This is a genomic window from Paenibacillus chondroitinus NBRC 15376 (assembly GCF_004000765.1).
Taxonomy (GTDB): Bacteria; Bacillota; Bacilli; order Paenibacillales; family NBRC-103111; genus Paenibacillus_E; species Paenibacillus_E chondroitinus.
Genome location: NZ_BILW01000025.1, coordinates 1 through 14,188, shown reverse-complemented (window position 1 = coordinate 14,188; position 14,188 = coordinate 1). Strand labels below are relative to the sequence as shown.

The 14,188-nt window shown below is 44.6% G+C and carries 14 protein-coding genes; 2 read left to right on the top strand and 12 right to left on the bottom strand.

Going from position 1 to position 14,188, the window contains the following annotated elements; all coding sequences use genetic code 11:
• The first annotated feature begins 177 nt into the window (after positions 1–177).
• A complete protein-coding gene (locus tag PCH02S_RS23615) occupies positions 178–585 on the top strand; it encodes a cytochrome-c oxidase (protein ID WP_127456558.1) in 408 nt (135 codons plus the stop codon).
• 107 nt (positions 586–692) lie between these two features.
• On the opposite strand, the gene PCH02S_RS23610 is transcribed toward PCH02S_RS23615, so the two are convergent.
• The 5 genes from PCH02S_RS23610 to PCH02S_RS23590 form a co-directional block, all read right to left on the bottom strand.
• Positions 693–2,150, bottom strand: a complete 1,458-nt coding sequence (locus PCH02S_RS23610) for a sensor histidine kinase (RefSeq protein ID WP_127456557.1) — start codon at positions 2,148–2,150, stop codon at positions 693–695.
• A 399-nt stretch (positions 2,151–2,549) separates the two neighbouring features.
• Complete coding sequence (gene tatA / locus PCH02S_RS23605) at positions 2,550–2,747, bottom strand: twin-arginine translocase TatA/TatE family subunit (RefSeq protein WP_127456556.1); 198 nt, start codon at positions 2,745–2,747, stop codon at positions 2,550–2,552.
• Between the two features lie 87 nt (positions 2,748–2,834).
• Positions 2,835–3,566: a twin-arginine translocase subunit TatC gene (tatC, locus tag PCH02S_RS23600; protein ID WP_127456555.1), complete on the bottom strand. Its 732-nt coding sequence runs from the start codon at positions 3,564–3,566 to the stop codon at positions 2,835–2,837.
• A 39-nt stretch (positions 3,567–3,605) separates the two neighbouring features.
• Positions 3,606–5,327, bottom strand: coding sequence for a GMC family oxidoreductase (locus PCH02S_RS23595; protein WP_127456554.1), 1,722 nt, complete (start codon positions 5,325–5,327; stop codon positions 3,606–3,608).
• 34 nt (positions 5,328–5,361) lie between these two features.
• Positions 5,362–6,141, bottom strand: a complete 780-nt coding sequence (locus PCH02S_RS23590; protein WP_127456553.1) for a gluconate 2-dehydrogenase subunit 3 family protein — start codon at positions 6,139–6,141, stop codon at positions 5,362–5,364.
• A gap of 201 nt (positions 6,142–6,342) precedes the next feature.
• On the opposite strand from PCH02S_RS23590, the gene PCH02S_RS23585 reads away from it, so the two are divergent.
• Positions 6,343–6,711, top strand: a complete 369-nt coding sequence (locus PCH02S_RS23585; protein WP_127456552.1) for a c-type cytochrome — start codon at positions 6,343–6,345, stop codon at positions 6,709–6,711.
• Positions 6,712–6,752: 41 nt separating this feature from the next.
• Here the strand turns inward: PCH02S_RS23585 and PCH02S_RS23580 are convergent, their stop codons facing one another.
• The 7 genes from PCH02S_RS23580 to PCH02S_RS23550 all read right to left on the bottom strand — a co-directional run bounded on the left by PCH02S_RS23580 (position 6,753) and on the right by PCH02S_RS23550 (position 13,914).
• Positions 6,753–8,465: an adenine deaminase C-terminal domain-containing protein gene (locus tag PCH02S_RS23580; RefSeq protein ID WP_127456551.1), complete on the bottom strand. Its 1,713-nt coding sequence runs from the start codon at positions 8,463–8,465 to the stop codon at positions 6,753–6,755.
• 21 nt (positions 8,466–8,486) lie between these two features.
• Positions 8,487–9,548, bottom strand: coding sequence for an ABC transporter ATP-binding protein (locus PCH02S_RS23575; protein ID WP_127456550.1), 1,062 nt, complete (start codon positions 9,546–9,548; stop codon positions 8,487–8,489).
• A 15-nt stretch (positions 9,549–9,563) separates the two neighbouring features.
• On the bottom strand, positions 9,564–10,352 hold the full coding sequence (locus PCH02S_RS23570) for an ABC transporter permease (protein ID WP_127456549.1): 789 nt from the start codon (positions 10,350–10,352) through the stop codon (positions 9,564–9,566).
• Between the two features lie 4 nt (positions 10,353–10,356).
• Complete coding sequence (locus tag PCH02S_RS23565; RefSeq protein WP_127456548.1) at positions 10,357–11,178, bottom strand: ABC transporter permease; 822 nt, start codon at positions 11,176–11,178, stop codon at positions 10,357–10,359.
• Positions 11,179–11,205: 27 nt separating this feature from the next.
• A complete protein-coding gene (locus tag PCH02S_RS23560) occupies positions 11,206–12,138 on the bottom strand; it encodes a nucleoside hydrolase (RefSeq protein ID WP_127456547.1) in 933 nt (310 codons plus the stop codon).
• A gap of 74 nt (positions 12,139–12,212) precedes the next feature.
• The gene (locus PCH02S_RS23555; protein WP_127456546.1) at positions 12,213–13,307 is read right to left on the bottom strand and encodes an ABC transporter substrate-binding protein; all 1,095 of its coding nucleotides are present in this window, start codon (positions 13,305–13,307) and stop codon (positions 12,213–12,215) included.
• A gap of 256 nt (positions 13,308–13,563) precedes the next feature.
• Positions 13,564–13,914 carry a DUF2294 domain-containing protein gene (locus tag PCH02S_RS23550; RefSeq protein WP_127456545.1) on the bottom strand — a complete coding sequence of 117 codons (351 nt, stop codon included), beginning with the start codon at positions 13,912–13,914 and terminating at the stop codon, positions 13,564–13,566.
• Positions 13,915–14,188: the final 274 nt, after the last annotated feature.

Here is a 14,188-nt window from a genome sequence, read left to right as displayed (position 1 = left end):
TATATAAATAATGAAATTATATGTGAAACAATGCCAAAAATTTAATTTATTTTATAACAATGTATTGTCTAATCCTTTTAATAAAATATTTCATCCAATTTGATTCCTCGTGACTTGTATTTCGTTGTATATAACATACAATAAGTGTGAAGTAAAAAATTGGAGGGGATTCGCTGAATGGCTAAGACATTTTTGAAAATTGCTGCGATTTACATCACGCTCGCTGTTCTACTGGGAATGTTGATGGGCATTATTCAAGATTTTAGACTGGCCTCGGTCCATGCACACTTGAATTTGCTAGGTTGGGTTTCGATGGCGATCTTCGGTCTCATCTATCACTTCTATCCGCATGCAGCAGAAACGCGCCTTGCCAAGCTTCACTTCTGGTTACATAACATTGGCTTGCCTCTCATGCAGGGTGGACTCGCGATTGAGATTATTTCCGGCAATTCCGCCTTGCTCCCGCTTGTCATTGTCAGCTCCTTGCTTGTCGTTATTGGCATCATCCTCTTTACGATAAACTTGTTCCTGCAGCTCGGAAATACAGCTGTGAAACAAACTAACAAGAAGGATCTCCCCGGTTAATCCTATAAATAAGCAAAACCTCGACCATCCTTCGCGGAGTGTCGAGGTTGTTTTGCTTTGAAATTGATTATCAGAGTAACCAATCCTAACGGTGTAATCATGTATTCTTAAATCCTAGTTTCAATATAAATAGGCAACCAAATCTTAAAAATTGAACCCTTACCTTTAGAACTAGTAACTTCAACAACTCCCTCATGCTCATCTAATATCCATTTTGCGATTGATAACCCTAATCCGGTTCCTGGGGTCTTTCCTCTAGAAGAGTCCGCTCGGTAAAATCTATCAAAAATATGATTTAATTCATCATTATCCATTCCGATACCGGTATCCTTAATAAACAATCCTATCCTATTTCCAATCCTTTCGAATTCCATGTTTACAAACCCTCGATATGTAAACTTAAAAGCATTTTCAATAAAAATGAAAAGCAATTGCTGCAAGTAATCCCTGTCGGCCAAAATATAAACCCCGAACAAAGACTCCATGTTTCCTACCGCCCATTCAACTGATTTCGGCATAAACTCAGACTTTCTTATTACTGTTTCAACAATAGGTTGTAGTTCATAAACTTCTTTATTTATCTGAAAACCTCCATCCGCTCTCGCCAGTGACAATAGATCATTCACAAGTTTCCCCATCCTCAATGACTCGTCTGTAATGTCATTCAGAGCCTCTAAAGAAATTTCGATTTCTTGTTTTTCAGGTAGATCATACAGTTTTTGATGCAAAGATTTCATCAGTTTAACAAGAAATTCAGCATTTCCACTAATAGTTGTAAGGGGCGTTCTAAGCTCATGGGAAGCATCCGCAACAAATTTTCTTTGAGTGACTGATGTTTGTTCTAACTCACCATAGATTGAGTCTATACGTTGGAGCATGCTATTCATCGTCTCGCTAAGAAGTCCAATTTCATCCGGAGGACCTTTATAATTTATTTTTGTTGAAAAGTCTTCACTATTTTTAATATTTTTTGTTGCGTTGATTAAAGCATATATTGGTTTTAAGGCTCTTCTAGAAAAGAACCATCCCATAAACATCGCGAGCAGCACCACAAAAACTGATAACATAACAAGTATCCATCGCAGACTAGAAAGGAAATTATTTACAACACCAACGTTATATGCCGCCTGTAGAACTCCAACTAACTTTCCATTTAATATTAGTGGATCACTGTATATTAGAAAAGGTGAGTTATGAATACTTACTGAGGAATAAAAACCTTCTCTTTTCTTTTGTAAATCCTCCGTTGAAAATGGAAGATCCACATTCCATAAATTAGATGATTTTGTTGTGTAGCCACTAGTGAAATTAGTTATTTGCATAAAAATACCGGAGCCAACCGCATCAAAATCATCAAGCCGAAAAAATAAATTCCAGCCATTAGGGGAACGTTCTATTTGATATGCTACGTTCTTTTGTATAAGGTCTGTCTGCTCCCTTAGCGATTTTTTTAAATCATTAAATATATAAAATTGCAAAAAAAAGTAGAGTGCTATACCAAAAACTAATAATACGAATCCCAGAATGGCTGAATAAAGTAGGGTTAGTCTTAAACGAATCGTCATTTGTTTTACCACATCCACAACAAATTTATATCCTTAATTATCCATATTTTGATTAATTTAATATTAATATAAAATGAATTTTCTTAGGTAGATAAACAACCATCAAAAAATAAGAAAAACCGTCAGGAATTCCACATCCTGACGGTCCTTTAAGCGAACATCCCCATATCAAGGAAACTAGAGTCCCTTATTCAGAGCAAAAAGAGCTGTTTCCTTTCTAAGCGGAACTACAGGCTCTTATTTGTCTCCTGTGACGCATTTTTCAGCTCAAATTGATAAAATAGAGGATCGTAGTTCCCCTACTTCATGAAAATGTTCCATTTCATCAAAATAGGGGACCATAGTTCCCTTCCTCCCATTTGATGTGTTCCTCATCTTCCATTCGGCCGACTCACCAGCTCAAAAAGGCTTCTTCCCCTCATTTTCAATCAGATGCTCGCGTTCGCCCTCATCCATAATATTACGCGTTGAATTGCGGAACTCTCGCAGCGTATCACCAAATGCTCTTCCAAGCTGCGGCAATTTGGACGGGCCGAAGACGATTAAAGCAATGGCCAAAATCAAGATTAAACCTGATACACCAATATTGTTAAACATACGTATCCTCCTTTTATAAAAACTTTGCTAATTTTTCAGACTGGTTTGTCTTCCTCAACTATTCCCCAGACTGCTCTGCCCCATCCCTCAACTATTCTCCAGCCTGCCTTGCCTCATCGCTCTCCACTGCCAGTTGGAAGCCAACGCGCTAATCTCAAACAACAGCAGCAAGGGCACGGTAACCGACAGATGGGAAACCATATCCGGAGGCGAAATGCAGGAGCCTGTAATCGTTAAAGCGATGTACGCGTATTTCCTGGACATTTTCAAGCGCTCCGGCGTCAGTAGTCCTATTTTGGTCAGAAATAGAAGAATCACAGGCAGTTCGAACGCGATCGCCATCGGAAAAACAATTTGGAACAGAAACCCAAAGTACCGGTCAATGCCGTACGTTTCCACCGCGCCAATGGTCTGATTCATGCGCATCATAAAGCGAACCATCATGGGGAAGACGACCCAGTAGCTGAACGCTACCCCGATGATGAAAAGCGCAAAAGCCACCGGGATGTAGGGAAGAGCGCTTTTGGACTCCGCTTCTGTCAGCCCTGGCCTGACGAATGCCCACAGTTGGTAGAGCATCACCGGCACGGTAAACAATAAAGCGAAGAGAAAAGCGCACTTCATGTAGATCATCAGCCCGTCTGTAAACGAGAACACATTCCACTTAATCTCACCGATCATAGGCTGCGTTTTCAAATACAGCAAAATGTCACTGGAAAGATACAGCCCCGCGCAAAGCATAACCAAAAACCAAGCAAATACAATAATCAACCGTTTGCGAACCTCAGTGAGATGCAAAATCAAATCTTCTTGCCCCATCTGATCCCTCCGATCTATAGGGTCATGTCGGCAGCTTGTTTAAACGACCATTCCGCCTTGTTTCAAATATTTGGCGACCCCTTCGGCAGCTCTGTAGGCAAGAGCACCAACCGTCCCTGTCGGATTGTACCCGCTGTTATGAGCGAATGCCGATGCTCCCACTACGAAAACATTTTCAGCATCCCACATTTGCAAGTAGGAATTGACAGCAGAAGTAGAAGGATCCGCGCCCATGATGACACCGCCTGTGTTATGCGTGGACTGATACGGCACGATATTGTAAGGCCCGAGCTGATCCGATGAACCAATGCTTGTTGGATTCATTTCCTTCATGATTTCAGCGGCTTTACCGCTCACGAATTTGATCATCTGCCGATCCTGCTCTTCGAAATCAAAGGTAATTCGCGGTAATGGGAGCCCATAGGCATCTTTATAGGTAGGATCCAGATCGACATAGTGATGCTTCCAAGGCAAGCTTGATCCTTGCGGGGATACAGCTAAGACACTGTTCGCATATTTGAGCGATTTCTGTTTGAAATCTTTCCCCCACGCAGGCGTGCCTTTCGGAACGGAGTTGGTCGCAATCGGCCGTTGTCCGGTTTGTGAAATCCGAATACCGGCTCCATGAAGGAAATTAAGATTACTGTGATCAAAATTATCTCCATTAAAGTCCGGAATCTCCATACCCAGCGATCCTGCACCGGCAAACAGATTAAACTCTTTGTCATCAAAAAATCCGGTCGCCGAACCGCCGTTCGTTTGGTAGCAGTAATTTTTACCGATTACTCCTTTACCCGAAGCTGGGTCATAAGGTTTCCCCAATTTGGAAGTCAGCAGGAGCTTAATGTTGTTGAACACATAGCTGGCCATAATGACCACATCGGCAGGCTGCTCGAACTGTTCTCCTGTCACTGTGTTGACGTACACAACGCCACTAGCTTTTTTGCCGTCATTTAACACTTGAATCACATTCGAGTAAGAACGCAGTTCGAAGTTACCCGACTTCTGAGCAACTGGCAGCACAGTGACCACAGCATCTGCTTTGGCTCCATACTCACAGCCGAAACGCTCACAATATCCACAATACTGGCATGCTGCTCGGGTGATACCGTCCGGATTCGTGTATTGTTCGGATAGATTCGCTGACGGCATCATGTATGGGTGATAACCCAGTTTTTTCGTCGCATCCTCGAACAGTTTCAGAACCGGCGTTTTCACCATAGCCTTGGTTGGAAACGGATTTGAACGCTTGCCCACCATCGGATTCTGTTCCGGGTCCCCCGAGATGCCAGCCAGCTTTTCAAATTTATCGAAATAAGGCTCTAATTGGTCATATGTAATGCCCCAGTCCTGAATGGTCATTCCGTCCGGGATTTTCTGCTTGCCGTATCTCTCGACCGTTTTGCTGTAGATTTCAAAATCGTACGGAAGGAACCGATACGTTTGTCCATTCCAGTGAATGCTCGACCCGCCAAGCCCTTCCCCCAGCAAAAAGGAACCATATTCTCGCATAGGAACTGCCGCAACCTTATCCGTATTACGGAACGTCACCGTTTCTTTGGATAGATCCTGCATCAGATCGTATCTGGAGGCGTATCGCAGCTCGTCATGTACCATGTAGTAATCCTTGGTGTCTCTTGGCTTTCCGCGCTCCAAACCAACCACCTTGACTCCTTGCTTGGACAACTCGGCAGCAATGATGCCCCCGACCCATCCCATTCCAACAATAACTACCGGAACTTTTGGCATTTTAGTAGCCATGTGCTTTATTCCCTTCCCTCATTGAATTTCATATTTAATGAACAAAATGATCATGCAAGCTCCGAGGTTCCATAACGGCGAATTGATCCTTGTCCATGATATTGGTATAACTCATTTGGTTGCCCGGATATTTCCGCATCTTCCAGCCCTGCATATCCTTATTCCCACCATATAGCGGGTCTGAATACACGCCCTCCATCACAAGCACACGGAATTGGTTGAAAAAGGTTTTACCCGTTACGCCATTTACCACATTAATTTCGCCTTTTTCCATCGAGGTCAGGATCGCATCCTGTTCCTCAGGAGCCAACTCCACGAAGGATTTGGTATATTTCGACTTGCTCGTTTCCTCCATGCTCTGCAGGCCCATCGTAATCAACTCGTGGCGCTGAATACTTAAGTAGTCGCCTTGCGTCGCTTCCCCTTTCACAAAGGGACCCGTCCGATACGTACGGGCATTCACGCCCCATGGGCTTGCCAACTGATGATCGATGTAAAAGGCAACTCCCAAGTCCGTCGCCCCCGGACCGCTTTCATCTTTGGGGAAAATGCGTTCAGCCGCAGCTTCTGTCATTTGCAGCTGAGCCTGATTGAAAAACATAGGCGCTCTGTTGTAGTCCATGCCGGCTTGAGCTTGTGGGGATGCCGATGGGGATGGCGAAGGGGTTGGCGTCGTGGACTTTTTGGTAAATCCACCGGAAATCGCACTGCCAATTACTCCTCCGACCACCACTCCACCTATGGCAGTACCGGTATATTTCAGGAAACTGCGTCGCGACTGGTCAGGAGAATTTTCCACATTTTTCTCAGCCATTTGATTGCCTCCTTGGAATTTTATGAACAATAGGTTAGTTATGGTAGTTATGGATATCATGAGCTCAGACCCGTTATCTTATTCATTGTTGTATGAAAAATTAGCAATTCGGGCAATGTAAATTTACAGTCATTATGCAGATTTTGCATGCAACCGGTGGCTGTCTTGCACTTGAACCTATGTATATGAGGAGAAGTTCACATGAAGAAAACGCTATTAGTCCTCACGCTGCTGCTCGCCAGTTCTTTAGCTGCTTGCGGCAAAACCGAAACAAAACCGAGCCCGGCCGCTTCTGCAAGCCCTGTCGTATCAGCTAGCCCGTCTGCGAGCACAGGGACTACAACGAAGGTGGAAGCATCCGCTGTGTTCAAAGCCAACTGTGTTAGCTGCCATGGCGTCAACTTGGAAGGTGCCGTAGGTCCTAATCTTCAAAAAGTAGGCAGCAAGCTCTCTAAGGACCAAATTGCTTCAACGGTGACAAACGGGAAAGGCGCAATGCCTAGCTTCAAAGGCAAGTTATCCGATGATGAAATTTCATCCCTCGCTACTTGGCTTGCCGACAAGAAATAAACACAAAAAATCCCGCCTCATAATGAGTGCGGGATTTTATATTAATTAGAGACGATTAGCGGTACAACTTTGCCGCTGTTCACGTCGATTAGACCATGGTCTGTAATTTTCAAAGCAGGACTTACAGGTAAAGAATGCGTGCTGATCGACATAATAGGATTATAATGACAGTAGCCTAATGATTCCATCGCTTTACGCAGATGTTCTACTTCTTTAGCAACTTGCTCAAGTGGAGCTTCCGTCAAAATCCCGCCGACAGGCAGCTTAAGAGAAGCGATGACTTTTCCGTCTTCTACGACGCTAAAGCCCCCCTGATTGTTAATCACTTCGTTCGCCGCGATGACCATATCCTGAGGATTGTGACCGACAACAAGTAAATTATGATTATCGTGGGAGTACGTCGTCGCCACAGCTCCGCGTTTAATCGTATCGCCGCCAATTAAACCATAGGCACGATTTCCGTTTTTACCATAGCGTTCAAAAGTAGCAATAAGTCCTTTTCCACTATCCTGCCACATAAGTTCACCAGAACGGACATGAACCTCCGTATGATGCTCCTCTGTAAAGGTAGAGCCGTTTTTCACCATCATGACACGGCAGGCATATGAACCGTCCTCTAAGTCTACGTTAACTGAGAAATCCGCTTCTGTTAACGGCGACATCTGGACGCTTTGATAATAATGCGGCGGAAAAGCAGGTTCGTTCGTGACTGACGTATAAGCCTCTCGAACATCATAAACCTTGCGTCCGTGCTTGAACACTTGGTCAATTGTCAGAAGTTCCAGATCAGAAATCAGCTGAAAATCGCCGACTTTGCCCGGTGCAATAACACCACGGTCATACATCCGCATTCTTTTGGCTGGGGAGAGAGTACTGGCATAAATCGCATGCTCAGGCTTCATGCCCATCTCGATGGCTTTACGCACAATGTGATTCAAGTGACCGCGCCGTTCGAAGGAGTCCGCCATGACATCGTCGGTAACAAAGCAAAAATGCTCCGATACTTCATGCTCAATCAAATAATCCATCACTTCAGGTGTCATTGATTTCTCTTGAATTTCAATAAACATGCCCGCAGCGATTCTGGCTTCCATCCCCTCAATCGTCTGATGCGTGTGATCGGAGTCGACTCCGCTGTAAATCATCTTATGCAGGTCCAAATCCAACAGTTTCGGCACATGCCCCTCAATAATAAGTTGCGGATAGTGTTTGCGAATATGGTTGATAATCTGATTTGTTTTGCAGTCCGGATCGGTGATGACATCTACGAAGTTCATAATTTCACCTAAGCAAATAATGCGCTCCGTCCGCAGAAGCTCATCCATATCCTCGATTTCAATCGAGCCGCCGGACGTTTCCATGGACGTGGCAGGAACCGAACTAGGAAGAGCATAGAACATGTCCGCTACACAATTCTGGCTTGCTTTGATGAATTCTTTGACCCCGTCCAATCCGAAAACATTGGCAATTTCATGCGGCTCGGGAACAATCGTTGTCACCCCGTTGCGAATAAGGCCGTACGAGAACGTCTCCGGAGTGACCATTGTGCTTTCGATGTGCAGATGGATGTCAATGAGCCCTGGAATCATGTAGCGCCCTTGCCCGTCCAGACGTTCGGCAGCTGCAAAGCTTCCCGCACCTTTAGTCCCGATATATAGAAACTTGCCATCCAGAATGGCTGCATTACCTTCAATGAATGTTTTAAAATAACTATTATAAATCTTTACATTTTCAATCAGTAGATCAACCTGCATATGCCTTTCCCTCCAAGTACACTACTCTACTAGAACCAATTTCTCGCTTGGAAAATGAAGCCGAACCTCTTGCCCGCTCGGATACGGGAGTTCCATTTCTTTATTGACCGTAATGTCTCCCAGTATCGTCTGAACGACGTATTGATAGCTTCTGCCTAAGAAGGTGCTCACTTTCACACGTCCTGTCACGACATTGGGACCTTCCTCGATGTCTCCCGGCATACCAAGAATGACATCATCCGGACGAATAGCGCCTTGCATCCCGACCTGCTCTCCCTTACTGGCATGTTTGGTTACAGTGAACATATGATCTTTCACTTTAAGAGCAATTACCTCTTTTTCATCATACCTGGTATCAAAAGAGATAAAATTCGTGAAACCAATAAAACGAGCTACGAACTCTGTTTTGGGATATTTGAAAATCGTCGCCGGAGCTCCCAGCTGCTCAATAATCCCTTTGTTCATAATGGCCACCTGATCCGAGATAGAGAAGCACTCCTCCTGATCATGCGATACATAGACGGTAGTGATACCAAGCTCCTGCTGAATACGGCGAATCTCAACACGCATATTGATGCGCAGATTAGCGTCCAGATTGCTTAGGGGCTCGTCGAAGAGCAGCAGCTCAGGTTCGATGACTAGCGCCCGGGCAATGGCCACCCGCTGTCTTTGACCGCCTGAGAGCTCCTTCGGATAACGCTTCTCGAAGCCGGATAAGCTTACCGTTTCCAGAATGCTGCGAACACGACGATCAAGCTCCGCGCCGCTTACCTTCCGAAGACGAAGACCAAACGCCACATTATCGTAGATGGACAAGTGCGGGAACAGCGCATAACTCTGGAACACGAAGCCGAAGTTACGTTTGCTGACGGGAATGCGCGTGTAGTCCTTCCCATTTAAAGCAAATTTGCCTGATTTAGCTTCCAGAAAGCCGGCGATGAGCCGTAAAGTCGTCGTTTTCCCGCATCCGCTTGGACCGAGTAGCGATATTAAATTTCCTTTTTCTACACTTAAATTGAAGTCCTTCAAAATATATTGCTGGTCGTAGGCAACCGAAATATTTTCCAAAGTAAGCAATGCCATGGATGAAAGCCTCCGTTATCGTTTGGTGAAGTAGGATAAACCCATCAACCGTTCAATGATGAACATAAGTACCGCAGTTAAAATCATAAGTAAAACCGAAATAGCAGCAATCGTAGGGTCAAAATGATTCTCCACGTACGTCAGCATCTGAATAGGCAGCGTGCTGATGCCGGGACCCGTCATAAAGACCGAGATGTCGACATTATTAAAAGATTCCAAAAATGCAATCAGAATAGCTGCAATAATACCTGATTTAATGTTCGGCAGGACTACTTTAAAGAACGTTTTCAGCCGTCCGGCGCCAAGACTTAAAGCAGCTTCCTCTACCGCGAAATCGAAGTTCGATAAGCTTGATGCCACGACGCGGATAATGAACGGAAGCATGATCACCGTATGTCCAATCAGCAGAGCTGCATAGATCGGAAGGTTATACGTGACGATAAGATACCTCAGCATCGTAAAACCAAGAACGATACCGGGAATAAGCACAGGGGAAATAAAAACGGCATTCAGCGCCTCTTTCCCTTTAAACGTAAACCGGCTTAACGCATACGCCGCTGGAATTCCAAGCAGCAAAGCAAACAAATTACCGATCAGCGATACAATAATAGAGGTACCCGCGGTTGTCATGAACATCTTAACTTCCCAAATGTTGCGGTACCATTTCAACGAAAATCCTGTCGGTGGGAATTTCAGTACACTCCCTGGCTCAAATGAAGCAAATGCTATAATAACGAGCGGCCCGAGCAAGAAAATATAGACAAGAAGGGTGAAAAACGCCAGCCCTCGATTCTTTTCCCGCATACTTCTACCCCTTCGGATTTAATTTAGTCGCCAGTTTATTCATAAGCGCGATGACGACGAAGGTAATCACGATCATAATCACGGCTATGACGGAGGCAAGATGCCAGTCGTTAAGCGTAATCGCATTCTGATAAAGGAAAGTGGAGATGACCCGCTGCTTGCCACCGAGCAACGCAGGCGTTGTATATGCCGTCAAACTGCCGACAAAAACAAGAATACTTCCTATGATTAATCCGGGAACGCTGAGTGGTACAATGACCTTCACGAAAGCTTTAAATCGGTTAGCACCCAAGCTCTCCGCTGCTTTAATCAGATCCGGATCTATATTCTCAAGAACACCGACCAACGTAATAAGGATGAGCGGTAAAAACAAATGGATGAGACCGATCATCATGGCCGTTGGCGTGTACAAAATATCCAGTGGCTCCTTAATGAGACCGATCGCGATCAGCGCGTTGTTGAGTAACCCTTTTTTACCTAAAATAATCATCCAGCTGAACGATCTAACGACAGAGCTTGTCAGCAGTGGAAAAATGGCCAGCGCAAGCAAAATCGCCTTCTGTCTCGGTCCTTGTTTGGATATAAAATAGGCTACCGGGAACCCAAGAATGATACAGAGAATCGTGGTGACCAAGCTGACACGCAGCGTCGTCCACACAATTTTGAGGAAGTAGGGGTCTTTGAAAAAATTTAAATACCCTGCAAAGGTAAATGTTCCTTTATCGAAAAAGGTCGAACCTATCGTAAGAAGGATCGGAACTACCATGAAAACTGTCAGGAATAATACGCCCGGCAGCAATAGTAATAATAAGTACGTTTTTTTCATGCAGCTATACTCCTGTTCCTTGGTTCGCTATGCACGTAACGTGCGGATAAAAAGTTCGAGAAATTCGTCAGCCGCAACCTCCGTGCATACGTGCACGTTGGCCGCTTTGGACAAGCGATTCTGAAAATCGCACACCGTTTGCCCATCGCATAGCTCACTTTTGGTTTCTACATCGACGTAGTACTTGCGGGTCGTGACCAGCTGTTTATTTAGAGCAACTCCGACAGCAAGCGGATCATGAAGCGCACAAGCTCTAACACCATTGCGTTCATAATAACGCTCCATATATTCCGCAGTGCTCTCCTTCACATATCGGGCTATCGGCGAGTCTCCGAGTGCACGGATATGGTCATCTGTCAGCAGCGCTTTCCTTGTTACATCCAACCCGACAAGCGTCAGGTCTGGAAATCCTGCCTGGAATACGATTTTGGCCGCTTCCGGATCGACGTACATGTTGAACTCCGCTGTAGGCGTCACATTGCCGAATCCTTGAACGACACCGCCCATCACAATCACTTCTTTCACCTGATGAACCAGCTCCGGATACTTCATAACCGCCAAAGCCAGATTCGTCAGTGGAGCCGTCATGACCAATGTGACCTCTCCCGCATGCTGTTTCACTTGTTCCACGATGAAATCAACGGCATGCCCGTCCGCTGCCTCCACGTGAACCGGCATGTCAAGTAATGCCCCGCCAAGCCCATCCTTACCATGGACGCGGTGCTCAAAGAACGTCGGGCGCATCAAAGGTTTATTCGCGCCTTGAATGACACGAATCTCATGCTCCTTCTCCAGTAATTGGAGAATTTTGCATGTATTCTTTGTCGCTTGCTCCAGCGATACGTTTCCATTCACCGTAGTGATGCCTAGTACGTCCATTTCTCCGCTTCGTACAGCAAGCAGGATGCCTAACGCATCATCGATCCCTGTATCCACGTCGAGGATGACTTTCTTTTTCATAACCAAGCCCCCTTCAAGTCCTTTTAAGAAAACAAAGGTATACACCCAAGCATATACCCTTGTCCACTTTGATATTATTGAGCAACTTCCTTGTTCCAACGATCAATCCACGATTTAAGATGCTCATTCACGAATTTCATATCCAACTTGATCAGCTTGTTTACAACATCAGCGCCATAAGTAATGCCTTGCGCTTCATCAGCTGAGAGTTGCAGCGTCGTGTTTACGGGTGAATCCACTTTTGCTTTCGCAGATTTCTCTTGTACTTCTTTGCTCAAATGCCAGTTGATGAAATCTTCCGCTAGCTGCTTATTTTTGCTTCCTTTAATAACGTTGACCGTATTCATTACGGCATATGCCCCTTCTTTCGGGGAAATGAACTTCGTATCCGGCACTGCTGCTTTCAAATCCTTCACATACATCTCCATGATCGGACCTGCAGCAATTTCTCCTTGCGCGAACATATTCACGAATTCAGAAGTTTGTCCATAGTACTTGACGACTCCTTTATTCAGCTCCTTGACCTTGGTAAAAGCTTGATCCTCATTGAACTTTGCATTTCCGGAGACCAGTGATGCTGCATCCAGTACCATTGGGCCCGTCGTAGACGTAATGTTTGGCAGCGTCAGCTTCTTGGAGAGCTCAGGACTCCACAGGTCGCTCCACGACGTGATCTCTTTACCTACTGCTTTCGGATTGTAAGCAATTCCGAAACGGCCAACGGTATAGGCCGGACCGTAGTCTTCACCAAGCGGTGCTTTCGCAATATCGTAGATATCTTTTAAATTCGGAATACGGCTGCGGTCGATTTTCTCAAAAAGTCCTGCTTCAATTCCTTGCTGTGCATAGTAGTCGGATAAATAGATAAGATCCACTTTGGAACTGCCTTGTTTCACTTTGTTTAAACGCTCGGAGTTATTGCCGATTTCCAAAACAATCTTCACATTATGCTCTTTCTCAAAAGGTGCATACACTTCTTTCTTGAAGAAATCATCGGAAAAGCCCCAAGTGGAAATAACCAATTGTGTAGGTTCCCCTGATGTTCCCGCAGGTGAAGCTGTTGCGGCACCAGTATTCCCCTGATCTTTCGCAGGCGCGGTACCGCATCCCGTCAAAGCCAGTCCTACTACGGATAAAGAAATCAAACCTCGAAGCATTTTTTGTTTCATCGTTAACATCCTCCCAATATCATATATATAATTTGTAGCGCAAATCCCTTTGTTAAATTTTTACTAGTATTCTACACGGGCTCACAAATATATGCCGCGCACTTGCTAAGACCTGCAAAAAATAGAAAAGTGCCCTTGGTAGAAGATAACTTCTAACAAGAGCACTTTTCATCGTAAACAATGGAAAGAGACATCAAGTGATATTCAAGCGGGTAAGCCCTTAAGATAGATCAAAAGAGATACACCGTGGTCTAGACTATTTAGTTGGTTTAAGAATAATGTTCGTGATGGCCCATTGCGTCGGCGGATCATAATCTCTTAACACCGCATCCATGGACAACCCTAGTTCTTGCTCCAGCTTTTCCCGGATTCTCTTCTTGTAAATCGAGGACATGTAAAAATCGACCTCGTGTTTAAGCGTAGGAGCCTCTCCTTCTAAAGCTGTTGAGCGGGGCGACCGGCGATGCTTTGCATGAAAAGTAATGATATTCTGATCCAAGGAAACCTTCAGCAAGGTGGTACCAAAACCGAATAATTCTTTGGATATCTCGTTATACAGGTGACACAGCTTCTTCTTGTATTCATTAGAATCATCCGGTACGGACATTAAATCACCTTCAAGAGGAATAATTGATCTGTATTTTTTCGAGCTATACTAATAATACATAGGATTCCTTAATTAATCAAGGTTATTGTTCGTGATTTTATATGGAATTTAACGTAAATCGACCTAATCTCATGTAGAATATCCGTTTTTCCGAATGTCTTTCTTTCAAGTGATCGTCTCAATTAGCAGCAATTGGATATCGCAGGTTCATCGTTATTTGATTAATCGGATATATAACAAAAAAACCTTACATTTGTAAGGTTTTCTCGTAAAA